Genomic DNA, 22,802 nt, shown 5'->3' on the forward strand with positions numbered 1-22,802 from the left:
TTATTTTTCTATTTTAAAGCTTGTTGATTCTCTTTTAACTAATTCTGTATTTAAAATTACATGTTTATTATCTGTTTTATTTGCTATTAAATCTAATAATAAATCAACACTTATTTTTGCCATTTCTAATTTAGGTTGTATTATTGTTGATATAGTAGGGCTATAAAATTCACTTATATCCATACCATCAAATCCAATTATATCTACATCTTTTCCTACAACTAATCCATTATCTTTTATTGCTTTCGCACATCCAACAGCCATTATATCTGATATTGCAAATATAGCTGTAACCTCTCTATGATTTTTTATTAATTTATCTGTCTCTTCATAAGCTCCTCTGTAATCATAATTCCCCAAAAGTCTATACTCTTTATTAAATTTAATATTATTATCATTTAAAGCTTTTAAATAACCTGCTTCTCTTAAGTGTCCAATTCCAGTATCATATTCATCTCCTAGCATTAATGCTATATTTTTATGACCACAATCTATTAGATATTTGGTGGCTGAATAAGCCGATTCTTCATTATCTATTGATACCGATGAAAAATTCGAAAATTCTTTTCCATACTTATGATTTATAGAAGTTAATACTACTGGTACATTTATCTCTTCAAAATCATCATTTTTAATCTCTGTAAAGTTTCCTCCAAGGCATATCACACCTTGCAATCTTTTTTCTTTTATCATAGATATTAAATTATTCATTTCATCATCACTTAAGTAATCATGATGCTCTAATATCATAGAATATCCAGCCTTAGATATTCTTTTGCTTATTGAATCTAGCATTTCAGAGAAAAAAGGATTAAATACTCCCTTTATAAGCACTCCAATGTTATTTGTGTTATTCTTTTTTAAGTTTCTTGCACTATTATTAGGTATATAGTTATTTTCTTTAATAGCTTCTAATACTCTTTCTCTAGTTTGCTCCTTAACATCTGGATGATTATTAATTACTCTTGAGACTGTACTAACTCCAACCCCTGCTATTCTTGCAATATCTCTTATGTTTATCATAACTACCTCCAAGATTCGACAAAATATTCGGTATCGTTTCCATATATTTTTATAATAAAATTATAATCTTCTTTGCATTACTCTTTAACTGATCCTGAAACTAATCCAGTTGCTATATATTTTTGGAATAACATAAATATTACTACTATTGGTAAAGCTGCCATTACTGCTGCTGCTGAGTATTGAGTCCAATTGGCAGAAAAATTATTAGTAATAAATTTTTGTAATCCTGTTGTTATAGTTTGAACATTTGCATTTTTAAGTATAGCAGAAGTAAACATAAATTCACTGTATGCTCCTATAAAAGCAAATAAGAATATTACTATTAACATATTTCTTAATAAAGGTAATATTATTGATGAAAATACCTTAAGCTTTGAAGCTCCGTCTATATATGCTGCTTCAACTAATTCATCTGGAATTCCATCTACTGCTCCCTTTAATAGCCATATATTATAAGCACTTCCACCAGCTAGTATTAATATTAATACCCATGGTTTATTAGTTAAGTTATATGTGAATACTATACCCATTATTGCTGGCAGAGCCATTGTTGTTGGGAACATTTGAAGTATTAATAAACTCATTAATCCATTCTTTCTTCCCCAAAATCTAAGCTTAGAAAAAGCAAAGGCTGCTGGTACTGATAAAACTAATTGTACTATTGCTACTACAGTACTTATCATTAATGAATTTCTAACCCATAATAAAAATTGTGTTTTTTCTATAACTTTCACATAATTTTCTAAAGTCCACTTAGCTGGGAAAAATGTTGTTTGAGTAAAGGCACTTCCCTTTGCCATAGAGGCTGAAATTACAGCTACTATTGGAAATAATGTTATTAGTATCATAAACCATAAGAATATTCTTCCGAACCAAGCTGTTCTTATTTCATCAGGTCTTAATTTCTTTTTATAAACTACCTTTTCTTTACTAGATACTTTTTTATTTAAATTCATACTTACTTGCATTTTATTCTACCTCCTCAAATTGACCAGATGCCTTCATTTGTACAAAGGAAATTGATGCAATTATTACAAATATAATAATACTTAATGCTGAAGCAATTTCAAATCTACCAAATTGCATTGAAAGCTTATAATTTACTGATGCTAATATATCTGTATAGCCCGCAAATTGAGTAGTTAATCTAGGTGGATTACCTTGAGTTATTAAGTATGCTGATCCAAAGTTATTAAAGTTAAATGCAAAAGAAGAAATAACTAATGGATATGCTGTCTTAGCTATTGATGGTAATGTTATGCTAGTGAATTGTTTCCACTTACTTGCTCCATCTACCATTGCTGCTTCATAATAAACTTCTGGTATTGCTGATAATGATCCTAAAGCTACATTCATCATATATGGGAATCCAAGCCATATATTAACAATAACTATTGTTAATCTAGCTAGATTAGGATCTGTTAGCCATTTTATAGGTTCTTCTATTAAATGTAATTGCATTAAAAGTGAATTTATTTGTCCATAACTTCCATTAAATAAACCTTGGAATGAAAGTATAGCAACTGTTGCTGGTAGTGCCCACGGTAATATTAGTATTCCTTTATAGAACCCTCTTTCTTTTATATTTGGATTATTCAAAATTAGTGCTAAAAATAATCCTAACAAGAAACAACCAAGAGTTGAAAGCAATGCAAAAATTAACGTCCATCCAAATACCGGTAGGAAAGTTACTTTAAATGGTCCTGTTAATACATCCTTAAAGTTTGCTAAACCTACAAAATTTATCTCACCTTTAGAGAATTGAGTGTAATCTGTAAAAGCATAATATATTGTTGAAATTATTGGTATCACGGTGAATATAAGTATTGAAATAAGTGCTGGTGCTAAGAAATAATAGGCTTTATGGCTTTTACTCTTCATGCCCATATAAAATCCTCCCTTATTTTACATTAGAGATAGGTAAAATCACCTATCTCTAATTTTTTAGTTAAATTATTTTATTTGCTTTATACCTTCTGCAGTTTGTTCAAGCATATTTTTTCCTGCTGTAGCAGCATCAATTTGTCCAGAAGTTAATAATTGTAAGTTATTCTTTGCTGGTGTCCATATAGCTTGAACTTCATTTATATTAGGCATTGGATAAGCAACTTTAGCTTGTTCCATAAATACCTTTGTATATTCATCTTCAACTACATAATCCTTAGCTACTGGTATTCTAGCACCGTTTTTATAAACTATATCTTGTCCCTTATCAGCAAATTCTTTCATAAGTTCCCAAGCTAAATCTTTATTTTTAGAATTTTCATTAACAATTGAAGTTTGAACTCCTAAGAATGTTTGTGGATTTTTTCCATCTAATGTTGGCATTGTCATTACACCAAAGTTAAGACCTGCTTCTTTAGCTCCTGAAACATCCCATGGACCTGAGAAATAGAATCCAGCTTTACCTGAAGTAAATTCACCCTTAGCTATATCTCCAGTAATATCAGCTGCCATTAACTTGTCCTTATTTACTAAATCAGAAATAAATTGAAGCCCTTTTATAGCTCCTTCATTTCCAAGACCTATATCATTTGGATCTAATGTACCATTATTATTCTTAAATACATATCCTCCATTAGCTGCTAAGAAAGCATATGAGAAGTAGAAATCATTAATATTATAAACAAATCCAACTTCCTTTGCCATTTCAACTAATTCTTCCATAGTCTTTGGAGTTTCTTTAACTAAATCTTTATTATAAAACATTGATGTTGTTTCTTGAGCAAATGGTACTGCATATATTTTTCCACCTATAGTAACTGCATCAACTACAGCTTGAGATGTATATTTATCTGCTGAAACCATACCACTTGGAACTTCTGCTGCAACTCCAGCTTTTTGGAATGTTCCTAAGTTATCATGTGGAACTCCTAACATTATATCTGGACCATTATTACTTTGAGCAGCTTGCATCATTTCTTGGTATTCTCCTTGGTCTTCAACAACAGTAACTTCTACGTTGTTTTCTTCTCCCCAAGCCTTAGCAACCTTTTCAAATTCTTGAACTTCATTAGTTGTAAAGTGAGACCAAACTGTTAATGTCTTCTTTTCTTCTGAAGCAGTATTTCCATCTCCACCCTTACTTCCACAACCAACAAATGCAGTTGTTGTAATTACACCAGCAATTAAAATTGCTAATAATTTTGAACGTTTAACCATAATAAATTCCTCCCAAAACTCAATTTTTTGAATTTTATATTATAAACCTTTTTAGGCTTATTAACTTTTTGATAACATTTTCAGGTAACCTTTCCGGTACCGTTTCCAATTAATTCGAAACTCTATTATTATATAAAGCTTCCTTCCAAAGTAAAAATAAAATCTTAAATTCTATTGCTTCATTAAAATTAGATATATCATAATTTATTAATTTTTTGACCTTATCTATCCTATAAAACAATGTATTTCTATGAATATACAATTTATCAGCAGATTCACTAACTTTAAGACCTTCACTAAAAAATATTTCTATAGTTCTTATTAATTCTGGCTCTAATTTAGAAAATAAATCATTGTATTGCTTGTACACTTTACTAACTTCTTCATCACTAATAGTATTAATTATTTTTTCAAGTAATAAGGAGTTTTCACTATAAACTTTAGAAGTTAAATTATATTTCTTACAAATTTCAATATTATCTTTTAAATGTGAAAATTTTTCTTTAAGTTGTTTATATTCATTTATTTTGCAATAAGAAATATATAACCGCTCTACTCCATTGTTTCTTAGTAATTTGAATAGCATATTTATCTTTTCATTACTAATATCATTTTTACTTATAATTAATATATATTCATCTTGTACAACTATTATATTCTCTTCTTCTATATATTTTTCTTTTATTAAATTTAATACATTGGAATGATTTTCCTCTAAGTAAAGTAAAATTAATTTAAAAGGCTTGTACTTAATAATCTCTTTTAAAATATCATCTGAAAATTCTCTTCCCTTTGTAATATCTAATATTATTTCCTCCTTAGATTTTACTACATTGCTCAATTCCTGCTCTAAAAAGCATTTTAATAAATTTATACAATTACTATAATCCTCATAAGTTTCTAATATTAATTCCTCTGTAGAAATATTTATTAAGCTACTTATTAATCTTGAATTATTTTCTTGAAGAAAATTAGCTACTATTGTTCCGTCTTTTTCAGTTAATTTGAAGGGAATTTGAATTTCCTCACTTATTTTTTTAAAGGAGTTTTTTAATCCATACATACTCTCCCCCATAAAATTATTTTTTTGAAACAGGTAACGTTTCCAAAAATACATTTAAGAATTTTCTTTATTTTTTGAATATTATTTCTATGCTTCTATTATATTCCTGCAATCGTTTTTATTCAATAGTATTTTTATACAATTTAAATGCTTATTTTTGTTCACTTATACAAATAGAAAAAGAGATAAACATTATATTCCTTGCTCCGTCGCATGCGCTCCAAGTCGACGTCATACAATGTTTATCTCTTTGCAAAGTAAAGGAAGGAAATTATTAAAACTCTAATTCTTACACTACGAATTTTACTCTTCTGATAAAATTATCTACAATTTTTCCATAGATATAATTTCCTAAAGAATAGAAAAAGCTAGTATTCCTAGCTTTTCTATTATACTTATTTCATTTTTTTAATAGCATTTTTCATATCATCAATCATTGAGGATAAATTATCTTTAATATCTCCACCAATATCTTCAACTTTATCTATTAGATCTGACATTTCATCTGCTATTTCCTTTGTTAATTTTCCTGATGTAACATTTTTATATAGCTTTTTCATTTTCTTTTCTATATCTTCCATGTCCATGTTTAACACCTCCTAACTAGTTATACTATTATGTTTTGCCTTTAATTAATATTTATACTAGTAAGAGATATTTTAATATTTTATTTAAGTAATTTTTTAAATTTATTTTCTTCTGCAAATTTAATTGTAATTAAAGCAGATATAGTACCTAATAATATCCCACAAATAATATCTGTTGGGTAATGAACAAATAAATATAATCTTGAAAAAGCAATTAAAGAAGCTAAAATATAAGCTCCATATCTCCATTTCTTTAAATAATACCCTATAAGCATTGCAGCTGTAAATGATGATGCTGTATGCCCTGATGGAAAAGAATATGAATCTGGTGGGTTAATTATAATACTTATATCTGGATATGTATTAAATACTCTTGGTCTTTGTACTATATTTTTTATTATAACTTCTCCTAATATTGCATTTAATAATAATCCTAATAACAATACTAATCCTATCTTTCTATATTTTCTTTGAATTATTAATATAATTCCTATAGCTATCCATATTGCACCATTATCTCCTAAGTAAGTTATAAAAGTCATGAATTTATCCATAAACGGACTTGATAAATTATCTCTTATAAAATTTAAAATACCAATATCAAAATTATTTAATAAAGTTTCCATATTTCCCTCTTCTAACTTATCATTTATTTTATAATTATATATTTATTATATTATTAATACAATAATCATATAACCCAAAGACTATTTGCATGATACTATTTTTATAATTTTATATACATTAAAAAAGACCTAAAAATCTAGGTCTTTTCATAATTTAATCTATAGATATTAATCTTTGTATATGAACTGCTAAATATGCTATTTCTTCTTTAGGTAATTTTTTGTTATATGTTTTATAAATATATTGAGCAACCTTTTCTGCATATTTCACTGAAGAAGCATGCTTATGCTTCATTTGTTCATATAAAAAGTCATCCGAGCTATCTATTAATTTTTCAGCAAAAAATCTTTCTGCAAAAAATTGCATATGAGAAATAAATCTTGAATAATGAAAACTTTCTTTATCAAAATCTTGATTTGTTGAATACTTAACTAAATTAACTACAGCTGAAATAAGTTTTGCTGCTCTCATAGCATCATGTTGATAACTTTTCCCATTCTGTGCATTAACTAAGTGAAAGGCGATATTAGCAGCTTCTTCTTCAGGAAGATTAACATTAAATTTTTTATTAAGTAATTCTAATGCATAAACTCCAACACTAAATTCCTTTGGATAAAAGTTTTTAATTTCCCAATAAACTCTATTAAAAACCATAATACCATTATTATATCTTTCTACTGCAAAACTTAAGTGATCTGTAAGAAGTAAGTATATATTATCAGTAAATGTAGTTTCTAATTTTTCAGTAGCATAATTAATAATTTCTTGAGTTAATTCAAAATATTTTGCAGGAATTGAATTAATCATCTCAATTAATCTTTTAGCTGTTGGATTTTCAACTGGCATAAATATTTGATTTTCATCACTATCATCTATCTTTTCTCCAGCTTTACGTCCATAACCTATGCCTTTTCCTAATATAATAAATTCTTGTTTCTTATCATCTTCAACCAATAATACACTGGAATTCAAAGCCTTCTTTATTATTAGCATAATATCCCTCTCAACATTAATGTATTTTAATTAATCCTTAGTTCATATCTTCTCCGTTTGTTTCAATAACTTTCTTGTACCAATAGAATGATTTCTTACGTCTTCTTTCTAATGTTCCATTTCCAAAGTCATCTTGATCAACATAAATAAATCCATATCTCTTTGACATTTGAGATGTTCCTGCACTAATTAAGTCTATTGGGGCCCAGCTTGTATATCCCATAAGCTCAACTCCCTCTTCTACTGCCTTTTTCATCTCTATCATATGACTTCTGAAATATTCAATTCTATAATCATCATTTATTGAACCATCTTCTTCAATTTTATCAACAGCTCCCATTCCATTTTCAACTATGAATAGTGGTAATTGATAACGATCATATAACTCAATTAATGATATACGTAATCCAACTGGATCAATTTGCCATCCCCAATCTGTTTGTGGAAGATATGGATTTTTAACTCCCATAATTGTATTTCCTGCTGTCTTTTCCATTTCTTCTTCATTTTCACATGCAGCTAATGACATATAATAGCTGAAGGATACAAAATCAACAGTATTCTCTTCTAATATTCTATCATCCTCTTCATGCTTTTCAATAATAATACCTTTTTCAGCAAACATTCTTTTTATACGTTCTGGATATTTACCACGAACTTGTACATCTGAATAAAAGTAATTATTAAGATTTTCATTTAATGCCTTTAAAATATCCTCTGGCTTACATGTTAGTGGATATGTTGTAAGCTTAGTTAACATACATCCCACTTTACTTCCTTCTATTATTCTATGACATTCACCTGTTACAATAGCCGATGCTACAAACTGATGGTGTAATGCTTGGTATATATCTTGTTCTTCTTTTCCTTCTTCACAACGATCTGTTACTATACCTGCTGTAGTAAATGGATGACGATATATACTATCTATTTCATTGAAAGTTAACCATAATTTTACTAAATCTTTATATCTTTCAAAACATACAGTACAGAACTTTACAAAGTAATCTACAACTTTACGTTCAACCCAACCATTATATTTTTGACTTAATGCTAAAGGCATTTCATAATGAGATAAAGTTACTAATGGTTCTATTCCTAACCTTCTCATTTCAGTAAATAAATTTTCATAAAATTTTAAGCCTTCTTCGTTTGGTTCATTTTCTTCTCCTGTTGGGAATATTCTACTCCATGCAATAGAAACTCTTAAAACTTTAAATCCCATTTCTGCAAATAATGCTAAATCTTCTTTATAATGATGATAAAAATCTATCCCTCTACGCTTTGGATATAATTCATCACTTTTATCTTCTATTGCTTTTTGTATTTGTTCACTAGTTATACCAACGTGTCCATTATAATCTGTAACACTTATATTAGATCTAAACATTGCAACATCTGCAACTGATAAACCTTTTCCTCCTACATTCCATGCTCCTTCAACTTGGTTTGCAGCAACTGCTCCTCCCCATAAAAATCCTTCTGGAAATCCTTTTTTAATACTCATTATTCTATACCTCCATCGTTCTAACTAAAACTAAATCTTTTCCTACTTTTGTATTACCTTGAATTTTAGATTGAATATTAATATTTTCCATATTAGTAATTACCATTGGAATTACTGTATTATATCCCTCTCTTTTAATTGCTTCTATATCAAAGTTTAAAAGTAAATCTCCTGCTTTTACTCTATCTCCCTCTTTTACTTTTGCCTCAAAATATTTTCCTTCTAATTTAACTGTATCTATCCCTACATGAAGAAGAATTTCTTTTCCACAATTTGATTTAATTGCAATTGCATGATTTGTATGAAATACAGTTTCTATTGTTCCATCACAAGGGGCATATAGAGCTCCATCTTCAGGTATTATGGCAATTCCATTACCTAATATTTTTTGAGAAAACATATCATCTTTTACATTTTCAATATTAACAACTTCCCCATTTGCATAACTTACTAAAGTAATTTCTTTATTTAAATCATTAGATTCAACTCTTTCTTCTATAACTTCTTCTTTTTGTTCTTTCCAAAGTATAAAACCTACAAGAAAAGCAACTATAAAAGATATTAGTGCCCCAATTATTGCATAAAGTATATTTTTAGGTAACTCTTCTGAAATAAACATTGAAACACTTGCAAGTCCAGGTCCTACTGCTGCAAATGCTCTAACAGCAAATATACCTATAAATATTGCTCCTGCAAAGCTACCTGTCATAACACTTGATAATACCTTCTTATTTTGAATAGTTAAACTATAAAGTGCAGGTTCTGTAATACCAAATAATGCTGATACTCCAGATGATATAGCTGTTGATTTAGTCTTATCATCCTTCGATTTAACTGCTACTGCAAAACATGCACCAGCTTCAGAAATATTATGAGCTAATGATGCTGGTAAATATAAAAGTTCATATCCCATTTCTGTAATAGATGATACTGCATATGGTACTAAAGCTTTATGCATTCCTGTTGAAATTAAAAATGGTAATACTGGTGCTAAAATAGCAATTGCTACCCATCCTAATTTGCTATATAGGAATAATATACATGTTGTAAATCCTTGTCCTAAGAAATATCCTAATGGTCCTATTGCAACTAAAGTAACTGGTACTGTAATTAATAATGTCATAAGTGGTACAAAAAATATACGAATTGCTTTTGGTGATATCTTAGTAAATAATTTTTCTATTTGAGCTAAAAATAACACACAAAGTATCGCTGGGAATACTTGAGAAGTATAATTAATATTTGTAATAGGTAGTCCAAATATTGAAGCTCCCTCTGCCATTATACTTGTCATTGATGGTAAAATTAAAGCTGCAACTGCTGAAATTGAAACTAATTTATTTGATTTTAATTTAGAAGCAGTAGTACTTGCTACGAATATAGGTAAGAAATAAAATCCTGCTTCTCCAATATTATTTAATATACTATATAACTGACTTGATTTATCTAATACTCCAAGCATGGATAAAAGTAATAATAAAGATTTTAATATACCTGATCCTGCAATTACTGGAACTAATGGTTGGAAAACACCAACTATAAAATCAAGTATAGTTGCTCCTATTTTCTTATTGCTTTCTGAAGCATTCTTTCCTTCTCCTTGTCCAATATTCGCAATTTTCATTATTTCATCATAAACTTCTATAACTTCATTTCCAATAATAACTTGACATTGTGCCGAAGTAACTACTCCAACTACACCATCAATTTTCTTTAATTCACTAATATTTGCCTTTTTATCATCAACTAATGTAAATCTTAAACGAGTAGAACAATGCTCTAAGTATGCTACATTCTTTTCTCCACCAACATTTTTCAAAATATTTATAGCTGTTTCTCTATAACTTTTCATAATAATTTCTCCTTTTATAATTTGAAATTTAGGTTAACTCCTGGAATTTACTAATTGAATTTTGGCCAATATCAATTTAAAAAAGCAAAAAAGGACCCAATAAAAGTAACACGTAAAAATAGTGTTATTTTTATTAGATCCTGCCTGCATTACCAGTCACATGTCTAAACATTAACTGATATTATAATACTACATACTACACAATTAGTCAATGTAAATATTTACTTTTTTTAAAAATTTATTTTGCAAAAGTAACCTCACTTTCTTATGATATAAAATTTTCTATATAATTTCTTTTAAATATTGAAAAATCTTATAATTTTATTACATACTAATACTGTAAAATTTATATACTCAGAATAATTCTGAGAGAGGTTCGTAACCATCCCTCTATAAAAAACTAGGACCCTAATTTAATTTATTTTAAATTAGTTTATTTTTATTTTGAAAATTCAAATAAAAACTAGATTTTTATTAAGGGCTATTTATAACTAATAGCTCTTTTTTATTTCTAGTAATTAATAAAAAGTTATGTATCCAATAACTTCTATTAATTATGTCCGCTTTTTTGTGATGGAATGAACTATATGGTTTATTCCTTTTTTTATTTTTCTGAATATAAATTTTCCATATATTTTAAAAAGGAGAAATGTAAATGAAAAGAAAAGTAATAATTGATTGTGATCCAGGAATCGATGATTCACTAGCTCTACTTTTAGCTTTAAATTCACCTGAATTAGAAATTATGGGAATAACTATTGTTTCAGGAAATGTTCCTGCAAAACAAGGTGCCAAAAATGCTCTAAAGGTTTTAAAGCTTATGAAAAGAGAAGATATTAAAGTCTATATTGGTGAAAGTCTTCCCTTAGTTAGAGAATTAGTTACAGCTCAGGATACTCACGGTGAAGATGGTCTTGGTGAAACTAACTATGAAGAAGCTGATATTGAAATTAATTATAACGGTGTTGATTTTATATTAGATAGTGCTAAAGAAGGTGATGTTAGTATTATTGCCTTAGGACCTTTAACTAACCTTGCAAAAGCTTTAGAAAAAGATGAAGCTTCCTTTAATAAACTTCAAGAAATAGTTTCTATGGGTGGTGCTTTTAAATCTCATGGTAACTGTTCTCAAGTTGCTGAATTTAATTACTGGGTTGATCCTCATAGTGTAAAAAATGTGTTTGATAAAAGTAAAGTTCCTTTTTCAATGGTAGGCTTAGATGTTACTCGTGAAATAGTATTAACTCCTAACCTTATAGAACTTATAAATCAAATTGGTGGAAATCTTGGTAAATTTATTGTGGATATAACTAGATTCTATGTGGATTTTCATTGGAAGCAAGAAAGAACTCTTGGCTGTGTTATAAATGATCCTTTAGCTGTAGCCTATTTCATAGATAGAAGTCTTTGTGAAGGCTTTACTTCCTATTTAGATATGGTTGTTGATGGAATTGCTATGGGACAAACTTTAGTAGATGTTGGTGAATTCTATAGAAAAGAACATAATGGATTAGTTTTAACTAAGGTTAATTCAAAAAAATTTATGGAGATGTTCTTGTATAGATTATTCCCAGATAATAAAAAAGATATAGATTTAGTATTAAAATATTATAACTAACCTCTATATTACTAATTAAAGTAATTTATCCATTATATTTTAATTCCCAAAAATTAAATTCAAAATAATTGATATTTAGGAGATATTCATGAGAAATAATAATATTTTTAAAATAACTTGTATGGCTATTGGAATTGTTATAAACATAGTTGGAGCTTTTATTGCAATTGCTCTTAAACTTCCAATATTTATAGATACAATAGGAACTTTTTTAATTGCATTTCTATTTGGGCCAATAAGTGGTGCAATAACAGGTTTAGCTACATCATTAATTAATGGATTTACTTTTGATCCATATTCTTTATACTTTTCGCCAGTTCAAATTACAATTGGCTTAATTGCTGGACTATGTTATAAAAAAGGACTTTTCAAAGGTAAACTTATAGTTTTAGGTATTTTAATTTCAACTATTTTAGGCTCATTAGTTTCATCCTTAATTGCAGCCTATGTTTTTTCAGGGGTAACCTCTTCTGGAACTTCTATAATAGTTGCATACTTAAATAATGTTGGTGTAAATATAGTAACTAGTGTTTTTTCAACACAAATAGTATTTGATATATTAGATAAAACTGCTACTGTATTTATAGTATTAACACTAATTAAAGCCTTACCAATTAATATGAAAGAAAAGATAGGTGTTTAAATGGATAGATATAATAAAATAACTAATAAAAATAATAGAGAAATTGTATTACTAAAATCCTTTCCTTGCGTATGGGGAAAATGTAGCTTCTGTGACTATATAGATGATAATAGTTTAAATGAAGAAGAAATAGTAAAACTAAATAAAGAAGTACTAAAAAATATTACTGGGGAATTTAAAGTATTAGAAGTTATAAACTCAGGTAGCTGCTTTGAAATTCCTAAAGAAACCCTAAATGATATAAAGAAAATTATCCAAGAAAAAAACATAGAAAAATTATTTTTAGAAAGCCATTGGTGTTATAAAAATAGATTAGATGAAATGAGAGAATTCTTTGGAATCCCTATTATATTTAAAATAGGTGTAGAAACCTTTGATAATAACTTTAGAAACTTAGTTTTAAATAAAAATGCAAACTTTAAAACTCCAGAAGAAGTTAAAGAAAACTTTCAGTCTGTTTGCTTACTAATTGGAGTAAAAGGACAAACTAAAGAAATGATAAAAAGAGATATAGACATAGTCCTTAAAAACTTCGATTATGCAACATTAAATGTTTTTGTAAATAATACAACAGATGTGAAAAGAGACGAAGAACTAGTACAGTGGTTTGTTGAAGAATATAAATACTTAAATTCCTACGATAATATCGAAGTATTATATAACAATACTGACTTTGGAGTTGGAGATTAATAAAAAAAGAGGTAAACATTATATTCCTAATTCCGTCGCAGGTGCTCCAAGTCAACAGCATACAAGGTTTATCTCTTTATAAACTGAAGCTTTAAAATTAAAAGGTGCTACCTCTTTTGGCAGCACCTTTTAATTTAAATTGTTATTTCTATTTGATTACCTTCAATTCCAACAATACAACTTTCATAGTAACCATCTCCTGTTGTTCTTGGTCCACTAATAACATTGTAACCATCCTTTTTAAGCTCCATGGTTAATTCATCAACCTTTTCTTTACTTCCAACACTAAAAGCTATATGAATAAATCCAGTTTGAACTAAGTTTTTTTCAGAATCATTCATTTCAGGCTTATTCATTATTTCTAATCTTGCTCCATCATCAAATGTTAGAAAATATGATTTAAAATTAGTATTTTTATTATGATATAACTCATTTGATTTTGCATCAAAATATTTTTCAAAAAACTTCTTTGCTTTCTCTAAGTCATTTACGTACATTGCAATATGTTCTATTCTCATAATTACTCCTAATTCTCTTTATTTCATAACTCAATTTTTATTATTTATTTAATATCATACTATCATAATTTAGTGCTTCATTCCATTACTCTTGTTATATTCTTAATTTCCTTAGACCTACTATTTATATTCTAAAAAGTATAATCCTCTAAAAAAGTTCTTCTATTAATAAATAAGAATATTATTTTCTTTAAATATTACCCTATTTCACAATAATAAATTAAATATTATTAATATTATTTATTATGTAAATATATATAATAAATATAAAGTATATCAATTATACTATTTAATGCATGATCTTGAATAATTGATGTTTGAAATTGATCAATTTTTAATGAACTTACTAATAATTTAATTTCATTAAATGAATTAATTGTTTCACAATTTGATGTAATCCATAATATTCTTAAGTTTTTCTTTTTTAATAATTTATATATTCTCTTTATATGTCTTGTAGTACCTGAAAATGATATAAGTATCACTAAATCGTCTTTATTAATGCTATCTATTGCTAATACTTGACTATTTATTGTTGGAAAAGAATATGCCACTTTATCTAATCTCGTAAACTTTTCACTAAAACTTTTGGCTATAATATTTGAAAAAGAACTTCCAAAAACATAAATAGATTTAGCTTTATAAATCCATTCAACAGCTCTAATCAAATTATTTTCATCAATCAATTTTCTAGTCTCATTAAATGATTTATAAACTGACTTAAAATAATTTTCTAAAATATTATCACTACTTATATTTATTTTATAATTATCTATACTTTTCTTACTGATTTCTTCTTCTAAGAATTCATTATAAACTATAACATCTTCTTTCATATCTTTAAAACTAGAATTATTAACACGTTTACAAAACCTTGTTATTGTAGCTGGTGATGTATTACATTCTTTTGCAATATCAAATATAGTCATTTTAGGTATTTTATTATGGTTATTTAAAATATATTGTGCTATATAACTATCCGTAGATGAATATTCTGTTATTTCTTCTATGCATTTTTTTAAATTAGAAAAAAATGAATACATAATTTCCTCCACTTTATTAAATGTATACACTTATATTATACATGGTTATAATATAAAAATATAGGATAGTAAAAACTAACCTATATTTTTATATTTTTATATTTATATATTTTTATTCTATTCCTAAAAATTCTCTCATTTCAGTTTTATATACAGAAGCCTTATTTCCATAAATTATCTGTACTCCTTCTGAAACCTTCACAATTCCATTAGCAGATAATTCATTCTTAAAATATTCATTTGGTTTTACTATCTCTGTATCTTCTAATGTTAAACGTAATCTTGTGAAACATGCTTCAACCTTTAATATATTTTCTTTACCACCAACTGCTTCTACTATCATAGGAATTAGATTATCAGTACTATTCTTATTTACTTTTTCATCTTTATTCTCTTCAGCTTCTCTACCTGGAGTTTTTAAGTTAAACTTAATTATTGTAAATTTGAAAACATAATAGTAGATAATAAAGTAAATAGGTCCAAGAATAAGTAACCAATACCAATTTGAACCCTTATCAGCATTTAATATTCCATTAAATATCCATGATAATAATGGCCCTCCAAAAGCTGATGGTCCTGCTACATTAAATGAAACTATATAAGTAAGAATATAAGCTATTCCTGATAATAATGCATGTACTCCAAAAAGTATAGGGGCTACGAATAAGAAACTATATTCTAGTGGCTCTGTAATTCCCATTAATGCGCAAGGTATAACTGCTGCTATCATAAGAGATGCTACTTTTTTTCTATTATCTTTATGTGCTGTTTTATATATAGCAAGAGCTGCTCCTGTCAAACCAAACATTGCAAATAATACCTTCCCATTCATTACATAACGACTTATGTTTATATCAAACATAGATCCAGGAGTATTTAATATAGCATTATATATGTTTACTGCACCTTCAACTGTTTGTCCTCCAATCTCCATAACTCCACCAAGTGATGTAAAGAAGAATGGTAAATATATAAAATGATGTAACCCAAAAGGTAATAAAATACGTTCTGAAAATCCGTATACAAATGCTCCAAATACACCTGTTGAATTAATAAATTCAGAAGATAGCTGTAAAGCATTTTGTATAGGTGGAAAAATAAATGATAAACCTATTCCTACAAAGCTTGCTACAATTATAGTAATTGCTGGTATAAAACGAGTTCCATTAAATATTCCTAATACTGGTGGTAATTGAATTTTATAATATTTATTATGAAGATAACTTACCACAATTCCAATTATTATTCCTCCAAAAACCCCTGTATCTAATGTTACTACACCTAAAATTGATTTCTGACCTGTTATTAAATTACTTGTATCAATAATTCCCCTAGCAATTAGAAAACTCCCCATAACAGTATTCATTGTCATATAGCCTAAAAACCCTGACAAAGCTGCTGTAGCTTTCTCTGACTTAGCATATCCATAAGCAATACATATAGCAAATATTATTGAAATATTATTATTTACAACATTTCCTGCCTCTTTCATAAGTTGAAAAAGTAAAGAGAAAAAACTATTATCCAAAAATGGTGCTACTTTAATTAAACTCGCATTAGTGAATGCACTACCTATTCCAACAAGTATCCCTGAAATAGGAAGTAATAAAACTGGTGCCATTAGGACTTTACCTAGCTTTTGAAATGAGCTAAATATTTTATTTTTATCCATAAAACTCTCTCCTTATCTAAAGTTATTACTATTTTAACTTTGGCCAGTACTCACCATTTGCTTCTATCAAGTCATCTAATATTTGTCTTGCAACTGTTGTAGATGGTACTGTTTTATTTATTGCTATAGCTTGTAATGCTTTATCATAAGATTTCTCAAAATATGCATCAACAGCTAATTTTTCTGATGCTACTTGATTTTCTATCATTCCTTTATAGAAAGTTGGTATTGCGGGAATTGATATAGGCTCAGGTCCCCAAGAACGTATATATGCAGGTACTTCTACCATCGCATCCGCCGGAATATTAGGAATAGCTCCATTATTCTCTACAATTACTAGGAAACGTTCTCCCTTATTGTATGCAATAGAGGCTGCTGCATCAACTATAAAATCTCCAAATACTGTAAAATCTTGTAATGGACTCTTATAAGTTTCTGGCGATTCCAAATATTTCTTATGTTCTTCAAACATTTCTTTTTCTCGCCCTTCTATAACCATATCTGCTCTTGTACGTCCTATATCCATTTTATCTACCATATCTGACGAATATAAATAGTATTGAAGATAGCTGTTTGGTAAATAATCAGGATAATCTTTTACTATCTTAGCATACTGTTTCCATGTTTTTTGCCAATCTGGATCTTTATGATGTTTATCACTTGAAGCTGTCATTCCAGAAGTTAATATCATTTCTCTTAATTCTGGTAATCGATCTTTTCCATCTTTATCAAATAAAGCTGTAAACCATCCAAAATGATTTAAACCAAAATAACATGGATCTAATGATTGCCAGCTCTCTAATCCTAACATTTTAGAATATGATAAAAGAATAGCTGTAGGCATATCGCATATATTCAGCACTCTTTCATTATTAAATTCTCTTCTTGTGGCTTCTGCAACAACTGCAGCTGGATTAGAATAATTTAATATCCAACAATTTGGAGAATATTTTTTTGCCATCTTTATCATATGAATTATAGCTGGAATTGAACGAATACCATAAGAAATTGATCCTCCTGGTCCACAAGTTTCTTGACCTACTACTCCATATTTTAATGGAATTTTTTCATCTGAACTTCTTAATTTTAATCCACCTTGTCTAATTTGAGCAAAGACAAAATCAACATCTGTGTAAGCTTCTTCTTCATCTGTCGTTACAATTACTTCAAGATTAGGATAAGTTTCTTTAATGAATTGCTTCATAATATCATATACTAAATTTAACCTTTTTTCGTCAATATCAAATAAAGTTAGTTTTCTTAAAGGAAAATCCTCTTTTTTTTGCAATAAACTTTGTATTATACCTGGTGTATGTGTACTTCCTGCCCCAACAATAACTACTGAATTTTTTTTCATTGTAATAATCTCTCCTTTGTAAATGTTTTCTGATAATATATACTATATCACTTGATATAAATGAAAATTTAAAAATTTCATATTATGAAATTTTTATTTATAAAACACACTACTAATATCTAAGTTTATTTCAAAATTTATTAATTAATAAAAAATCTCCCAATCTTAAATTGAGAGATTTTTTATACAATTTATTTTATAATATTTATTAATTTTATAATAATTACAATTGAATATATACTTTAAAAGTAATATCTTTTAATCTAATCCTAATACTTCTCTAATTTGAGTTTTATATACATCCGCTTTAGATCCATAGATAACTTGTACACCATCGCTTACTTGAACAACACCATTGGCACCAAGTTTTTTCCAAAGATTAGTATCTCCTACAATTTCTTTATTTTTAACTTTTACTCTTAGTCTTGTAAAGCATGCATCAACATGTATTATATTATCTTTTCCACCTAGTCCCTCTATAATATCATATAGTATATCTGTTTTAGATAAATTATTATTTTCTGATGTTTCATTTATTATTTCATCTTCTCTTCCCGGAGTTTTATAGTTAAACTTTAATATCATGAACTTAAATGTAAAATAGTATAAGAAGAAGAAAATCACCCCTAATATAGGTATCCAAATCCAGTTTGATCCTTTATCAGCTTGCATTACTCCATTAAATATTGTACTTAAGAATGGTCCTCCAAATGCTGATGTTCCTGGAACATTTACTTGTAAAATATAAGTTAAAAAGTATGCAAGTCCTGAGTAAAGTGAATGAACTACAAATAACATCGGTGCTACAAAAAGGAATGAATATTCAATTGGTTCTGTAATCCCCGTAAAAAAAGCTGGTATTGCTGCTGCAATTATTAAACCTCTAACTATATTTTTCTTTTCTGGCTTTGCAGTCTTATACATTGCTAAAGCTCCACCAGTTAAACCAAATGCAGCCACAATTATTTTACCATTCATTATAAATCTTGTTACATCAATATTAAACATTGCTGAAGGAGAAGCTAATTGAGCTTGATATATATTAACTGCTCCCTCTACTACATTTCCATCAATTACTGCTGATCCCCCTAAATTAGTAAAGAAAAACGGTAAATAAACAAAATGATGTAATCCAAAAGGTAAAAGAGCACGTTCAGATAAACCGTAAATAACTGTTCCAAATGCACCTGTAGAATTAATTAAATTACTTAATGAAGTTAATCCCCCTTGAATTGCAGGCCAAATTCCAGACATTATAAATCCTAAAACTACTGAACATAATATTGAAATCATTGGTACAAATTTTGTTCCACTGAAAATTCCCAATACTGGTGGCAATGAAATATTATAAAATTTATTATGTAGAAAAGCCACCATAAACCCTACTATAATTCCACCAAATACTCCCACATCTAATGAAGGTATTCCTAAAACTAATGATTGCCCTGTAGTTAAATTACTTGGATCAAGTTTTCCTAAATGTATTAATAATGTGCTCATAACATTATGCATGGTTACAAATGATATGACTGAAGCTAATGCTGCTATACCCTTTTCTTTTTTAGCATATCCAATTGCTATAGAAATAGCAAATATTATTGGTAAAAAATTAAATACTGAATTTCCTGCTGATTTACATAAATTAAAGAATAATTTCAAGTAATCGTTTGCAAGGATTGGAAATGTACTTACTAAATTTGTACTTGTAAATGCCGCTCCAATACCAAGTAAAATACCCGCTATTGGTAATAACATAACTGGTGTCATTAGAACCTTTCCTAATTGTTGAAAGGCTGCAAAATACCTTGAATCTTTCATAAATAATATCTCTCCCTCTTCATAATATTTATATGACCTGAATAAGATATTATAACTTCTCTTCCTATCCCTCATATATCTCAATCAGGTCAATATTGTCATTGTATTATTTATTCAAGTTATAAAATACATCTTCTTTTAATTATTACTTGAACTCTGGCCAATATTCTTTATTAGCTTCAATTAACTCATCTAAAACTTTTCTTGCTTTATATGCATCTACGATTGTTCTATTTAAAGTTAATGCTTGTAGAGCCTTTTCATAAGATTTTTCAAAATAAGCATCTACAGCTAATTTTTCATAAGCTAGCTGTGCTTCTATTAATCCCTTATAGAAAGTTCCAATCTTACCTACTCTAAGAGCTCTTGGTCCGTTAGCAGTTAATACCGCAGCAACTTCTACCATTGCATCATCTTGAATATTTGATATTGCTCCATTATTTTCTACTATCACAATAAATATTTTTCCTTGATTATATGCTATAGATTCTGCAACTTGAATCATGAATTCGCTATGTGCATCATTATGAACCATTTCACATCCTTCCATAGTTCCACGCTCAATTACTTTCTTACACTCTTCAAATACTCTTTTTTCTCTACCATCCATAACTTCATTTGCTCTTGTATAATCTGGATTTAACTTTTTTACCTTGTAATCTGGATATAAATAATATTGAAGATAAGTATTTGGTAAATAATCACTAAAGTCATCACACATATTCTTAACCATACCATATGTATCTAACCAAGACTGATCTCTTTGTTCAGCATCAACTGGTAAAAATCCTCTTTCTTTTATTAAACTTTTTAACTCTGGTACTAAGTCATTACCTTCCGAATCATAAAGGTTAGTAAACCATCCAAAGTGATTTAATCCAAAATAAACAGGCTCAAAATCTTTTGAATCTCGTCCTAATATTCTTCCATAAGATCTTAAAAGATTTACAGGTTGATCACAAATATTAAGTATTCTCTTATCTTCTGGAAATTCCCTTCTAAGTGCTTCAGCTACTATTGCTGCCGGATTAGTATAATTTAATATCCATGCATCTTTTGAATAATATCTGATATCATTAACTGTATCTATCATATCCCTAATCGATCTTAACCCGTAAGCAAATCCACCTGCTCCACAAGTTTCTTGTCCAATTAGCCCCATACTTAATGGTATCTTTTCATCCTTTTCTCTCATTTCATATCCACCAGTTCTCATTTGCATAAACACAAAATCGACCTCATTATATGCTTCTTCAATCTTAGTTGTATATTTAAAATCTAATTCTGGGTATTCTTCTTTAAATAATACCTTAGCAAATTCTCCTATTACAGCTTGTCTTTCTTCATTTATATCAAATAGAACTAATTTATTTAATGGAAATCTTTCCTTTAACTTACATAGTGTTTGTAATAAACCTGGTGTCCAAGTACTTCCCCCACCAACTAGTGTCACATTAAATTTCTTCATCTCTAGCAACTCCTTAAATTAAATTATTGTTTGTAGTTCCGACTACATGTATAATTATATTAGTCATGAAAATGTTTTTAAAGACCTTTGAGGCTTTTATCAATTTTATTCAAAAGTTGAAATTTTTTCATTTAATGAAATAATTTTCACTTTAAGACTATTACTAAGTTAAAAGGGGATAATCAATGGATTTCTATAAGATGATAAGTACAAATACAGATAAACTAAATAAAAATGAATTAGATATTTTAAATTTTTGTATGAAGCATGCTGATGATATTAAATCAATTAGGATTAATGATTTAGCTGAAAACACATATACATCTCCAGCTTCTATAGTTCGCTTCTGCAAAAAATTAGGTTTTGCAGGCTTTTCAGAATTTAAAGCTTCTTTTTCATTAAATATAAAAAACACTGAAGAAACTTTTAATAATAACTTTAATGAAAATTCACCCAACCTTTTTAAAGATATAAATAAATCTATTGAACTCATTAATGAAGATATTTTAGAAGAAATATTAGAACTTTTACATAATGCAAATAGAATAGAATTTTTTGGAGAAGGCTCATCTAGAATAGTTTGTTCTGAAGTAGCAAAAAAGTTTAGAACTATAGGAAAAACAGCTTTTAATTATGATGATAGTAGCATGATGTATATAGCTGCTACATCTTTAACATCTAATGATCTTATATTTGCTATATCCGTATCTGGTGAAACTATACAAGTATTAAAAGCATTAAATATTGCCAAAAGTAGAGGTGCTAAAATAATCTCTCTTACAGATTTAAGCAATAATTCTCAATCAAAACTTGCTGATAAATCTATTTATGTTACTTCTACATCTTTTGTTAGAGAGAAATATAACATAGTTTCTCGTACACAAGCTTTAATAATTGCAGAATATATATTTTTTAGATATCTTGAAAAATACTTATAATAGAACTTAATATTCTTCCTATATAGAATTAGCATACTCAGAATTTTATACTGCCATCAATTAATTTATTAACAAAACCCGCAAAATAAAACAGTATTTAGCTTTATATTTATAAAAACTAAATACTGTTCTATTTTTATATCTATTAATTGTTTATTATTAAATCAAAATTATATTTATTACTGATATTCTTTGTTCATATTTTGTATACATACTCACG

The 22,802-nt window shown here is 27.8% G+C and carries 20 protein-coding genes and 1 riboswitch; of the genes, 4 read left to right on the forward strand and 16 right to left on the reverse strand.

Annotated elements, in window-relative coordinates; translation table 11 throughout:
- The 10 genes from H9660_RS05750 to H9660_RS05795 form a co-directional block, all read right to left on the reverse strand.
- The gene (locus tag H9660_RS05750; protein WP_191749442.1) at positions 1-1,020 is read right to left on the reverse strand and encodes a substrate-binding domain-containing protein; all 1,020 of its coding nucleotides are present in this window, start codon (positions 1,018-1,020) and stop codon (positions 1-3) included.
- A gap of 80 nt (positions 1,021-1,100) precedes the next feature.
- Positions 1,101-1,994, reverse strand: a complete 894-nt coding sequence (locus tag H9660_RS05755; protein ID WP_207729422.1) for a sugar ABC transporter permease — start codon at positions 1,992-1,994, stop codon at positions 1,101-1,103.
- Position 1,995: 1 nt separating this feature from the next.
- Positions 1,996-2,913, reverse strand: coding sequence for a carbohydrate ABC transporter permease (locus H9660_RS05760; RefSeq protein ID WP_191749410.1), 918 nt, complete (start codon positions 2,911-2,913; stop codon positions 1,996-1,998).
- A gap of 66 nt (positions 2,914-2,979) precedes the next feature.
- On the reverse strand, positions 2,980-4,188 hold the full coding sequence (locus H9660_RS05765; protein WP_191749411.1) for a sugar ABC transporter substrate-binding protein: 1,209 nt from the start codon (positions 4,186-4,188) through the stop codon (positions 2,980-2,982).
- Between the two features lie 109 nt (positions 4,189-4,297).
- Positions 4,298-5,251 (reverse strand): PucR family transcriptional regulator, encoded by a 954-nt coding sequence (locus tag H9660_RS05770; protein WP_191749412.1) that lies wholly within the window; start codon positions 5,249-5,251, stop codon positions 4,298-4,300.
- Between the two features lie 395 nt (positions 5,252-5,646).
- The gene (locus H9660_RS05775; protein WP_191749413.1) at positions 5,647-5,838 is read right to left on the reverse strand and encodes a hypothetical protein; all 192 of its coding nucleotides are present in this window, start codon (positions 5,836-5,838) and stop codon (positions 5,647-5,649) included.
- 80 nt (positions 5,839-5,918) lie between these two features.
- Entirely contained in the window at positions 5,919-6,464 is a 546-nt protein-coding gene (locus tag H9660_RS05780; RefSeq protein ID WP_191749414.1) for a phosphatase PAP2 family protein, read from the reverse strand.
- Between the two features lie 154 nt (positions 6,465-6,618).
- Positions 6,619-7,458 (reverse strand): PRD domain-containing protein, encoded by an 840-nt coding sequence (locus H9660_RS05785; RefSeq protein ID WP_191749415.1) that lies wholly within the window; start codon positions 7,456-7,458, stop codon positions 6,619-6,621.
- 37 nt (positions 7,459-7,495) lie between these two features.
- Positions 7,496-8,965, reverse strand: a complete 1,470-nt coding sequence (locus H9660_RS05790; RefSeq protein ID WP_191749416.1) for a glycoside hydrolase family 1 protein — start codon at positions 8,963-8,965, stop codon at positions 7,496-7,498.
- 4 nt (positions 8,966-8,969) lie between these two features.
- Positions 8,970-10,817: a beta-glucoside-specific PTS transporter subunit IIABC gene (locus tag H9660_RS05795; protein ID WP_191749417.1), complete on the reverse strand. Its 1,848-nt coding sequence runs from the start codon at positions 10,815-10,817 to the stop codon at positions 8,970-8,972.
- Positions 10,818-11,182: 365 nt separating this feature from the next.
- Positions 11,183-11,227: riboswitch (PreQ1 riboswitch) on the forward strand.
- Between the two features lie 245 nt (positions 11,228-11,472).
- On the opposite strand from H9660_RS05795, the gene H9660_RS05800 reads away from it, so the two are divergent.
- The 3 genes from H9660_RS05800 to H9660_RS05810 all read left to right on the forward strand — a co-directional run bounded on the left by H9660_RS05800 (position 11,473) and on the right by H9660_RS05810 (position 13,768).
- On the forward strand, positions 11,473-12,435 hold the full coding sequence (locus tag H9660_RS05800) for a nucleoside hydrolase (protein ID WP_191749418.1): 963 nt from the start codon (positions 11,473-11,475) through the stop codon (positions 12,433-12,435).
- Between the two features lie 88 nt (positions 12,436-12,523).
- The gene (locus H9660_RS05805; protein WP_191749419.1) at positions 12,524-13,078 is read left to right on the forward strand and encodes an ECF transporter S component; all 555 of its coding nucleotides are present in this window, start codon (positions 12,524-12,526) and stop codon (positions 13,076-13,078) included.
- A complete protein-coding gene (locus H9660_RS05810; protein ID WP_191749420.1) occupies positions 13,079-13,768 on the forward strand; it encodes a radical SAM protein in 690 nt (229 codons plus the stop codon).
- Positions 13,769-13,902: 134 nt separating this feature from the next.
- Here H9660_RS05810 and H9660_RS05815 read toward each other — a convergent pair whose 3' ends face one another.
- The 6 genes from H9660_RS05815 to H9660_RS05840 all read right to left on the reverse strand — a co-directional run bounded on the left by H9660_RS05815 (position 13,903) and on the right by H9660_RS05840 (position 21,644).
- Complete coding sequence (locus H9660_RS05815) at positions 13,903-14,286, reverse strand: VOC family protein (protein ID WP_191749421.1); 384 nt, start codon at positions 14,284-14,286, stop codon at positions 13,903-13,905.
- Between the two features lie 236 nt (positions 14,287-14,522).
- A complete protein-coding gene (locus H9660_RS05820; RefSeq protein WP_191749422.1) occupies positions 14,523-15,329 on the reverse strand; it encodes a MurR/RpiR family transcriptional regulator in 807 nt (268 codons plus the stop codon).
- Between the two features lie 112 nt (positions 15,330-15,441).
- Positions 15,442-17,001, reverse strand: coding sequence for a PTS transporter subunit EIIC (locus H9660_RS05825; protein ID WP_191749423.1), 1,560 nt, complete (start codon positions 16,999-17,001; stop codon positions 15,442-15,444).
- A 28-nt stretch (positions 17,002-17,029) separates the two neighbouring features.
- The gene (locus H9660_RS05830) at positions 17,030-18,358 is read right to left on the reverse strand and encodes a family 4 glycosyl hydrolase (RefSeq protein ID WP_191749424.1); all 1,329 of its coding nucleotides are present in this window, start codon (positions 18,356-18,358) and stop codon (positions 17,030-17,032) included.
- A 258-nt stretch (positions 18,359-18,616) separates the two neighbouring features.
- The gene (locus H9660_RS05835) at positions 18,617-20,176 is read right to left on the reverse strand and encodes a PTS transporter subunit EIIC (RefSeq protein WP_191749425.1); all 1,560 of its coding nucleotides are present in this window, start codon (positions 20,174-20,176) and stop codon (positions 18,617-18,619) included.
- Positions 20,177-20,321: 145 nt separating this feature from the next.
- Positions 20,322-21,644 carry a 6-phospho-alpha-glucosidase gene (locus H9660_RS05840; protein ID WP_191749426.1) on the reverse strand — a complete coding sequence of 441 codons (1,323 nt, stop codon included), beginning with the start codon at positions 21,642-21,644 and terminating at the stop codon, positions 20,322-20,324.
- A gap of 185 nt (positions 21,645-21,829) precedes the next feature.
- Between H9660_RS05840 and H9660_RS05845 the strand changes: the two genes are divergently transcribed.
- Positions 21,830-22,582, forward strand: a complete 753-nt coding sequence (locus H9660_RS05845) for a MurR/RpiR family transcriptional regulator (protein ID WP_191749427.1) — start codon at positions 21,830-21,832, stop codon at positions 22,580-22,582.
- The last annotated feature ends 220 nt before the right edge of the window (positions 22,583-22,802 follow it).

It is taken from the genome of Clostridium gallinarum, from assembly GCF_014836325.1.
Classification (GTDB): Bacteria; Bacillota; Clostridia; order Clostridiales; family Clostridiaceae; genus Clostridium; species Clostridium gallinarum.

What these genes read in the sequence shown, in the direction of transcription:
- H9660_RS05755 (WP_207729422.1), bottom strand. Translation starts at nt 1,994, where the DNA reads ATGCAAGTAAGTATGAATTTAAATAAAAAAGTATCTAGTAAAGAAAAG.
- H9660_RS05760 (WP_191749410.1), bottom strand. Translation starts at nt 2,913, where the DNA reads ATGGGCATGAAGAGTAAAAGCCATAAAGCCTATTATTTCTTAGCACCA.
- H9660_RS05765 (WP_191749411.1), bottom strand. Translation starts at nt 4,188, where the DNA reads ATGGTTAAACGTTCAAAATTATTAGCAATTTTAATTGCTGGTGTAATT.
- H9660_RS05770 (WP_191749412.1), bottom strand. Translation starts at nt 5,251, where the DNA reads ATGTATGGATTAAAAAACTCCTTTAAAAAAATAAGTGAGGAAATTCAA.
- H9660_RS05775 (WP_191749413.1), bottom strand. Translation starts at nt 5,838, where the DNA reads ATGGACATGGAAGATATAGAAAAGAAAATGAAAAAGCTATATAAAAAT.
- H9660_RS05780 (WP_191749414.1), bottom strand. Translation starts at nt 6,464, where the DNA reads ATGGAAACTTTATTAAATAATTTTGATATTGGTATTTTAAATTTTATA.
- H9660_RS05785 (WP_191749415.1), bottom strand. Translation starts at nt 7,458, where the DNA reads ATGCTAATAATAAAGAAGGCTTTGAATTCCAGTGTATTATTGGTTGAA.
- H9660_RS05790 (WP_191749416.1), bottom strand. Translation starts at nt 8,965, where the DNA reads ATGAGTATTAAAAAAGGATTTCCAGAAGGATTTTTATGGGGAGGAGCA.
- H9660_RS05795 (WP_191749417.1), bottom strand. Translation starts at nt 10,817, where the DNA reads ATGAAAAGTTATAGAGAAACAGCTATAAATATTTTGAAAAATGTTGGT.
- H9660_RS05800 (WP_191749418.1), top strand. Translation starts at nt 11,473, where the DNA reads ATGAAAAGAAAAGTAATAATTGATTGTGATCCAGGAATCGATGATTCA.
- H9660_RS05805 (WP_191749419.1), top strand. Translation starts at nt 12,524, where the DNA reads ATGAGAAATAATAATATTTTTAAAATAACTTGTATGGCTATTGGAATT.
- H9660_RS05810 (WP_191749420.1), top strand. Translation starts at nt 13,079, where the DNA reads ATGGATAGATATAATAAAATAACTAATAAAAATAATAGAGAAATTGTA.
- H9660_RS05815 (WP_191749421.1), bottom strand. Translation starts at nt 14,286, where the DNA reads ATGAGAATAGAACATATTGCAATGTACGTAAATGACTTAGAGAAAGCA.
- H9660_RS05820 (WP_191749422.1), bottom strand. Translation starts at nt 15,329, where the DNA reads ATGTATTCATTTTTTTCTAATTTAAAAAAATGCATAGAAGAAATAACA.
- H9660_RS05825 (WP_191749423.1), bottom strand. Translation starts at nt 17,001, where the DNA reads ATGGATAAAAATAAAATATTTAGCTCATTTCAAAAGCTAGGTAAAGTC.
- H9660_RS05830 (WP_191749424.1), bottom strand. Translation starts at nt 18,358, where the DNA reads ATGAAAAAAAATTCAGTAGTTATTGTTGGGGCAGGAAGTACACATACA.
- H9660_RS05835 (WP_191749425.1), bottom strand. Translation starts at nt 20,176, where the DNA reads ATGAAAGATTCAAGGTATTTTGCAGCCTTTCAACAATTAGGAAAGGTT.
- H9660_RS05840 (WP_191749426.1), bottom strand. Translation starts at nt 21,644, where the DNA reads ATGAAGAAATTTAATGTGACACTAGTTGGTGGGGGAAGTACTTGGACA.
- H9660_RS05845 (WP_191749427.1), top strand. Translation starts at nt 21,830, where the DNA reads ATGGATTTCTATAAGATGATAAGTACAAATACAGATAAACTAAATAAA.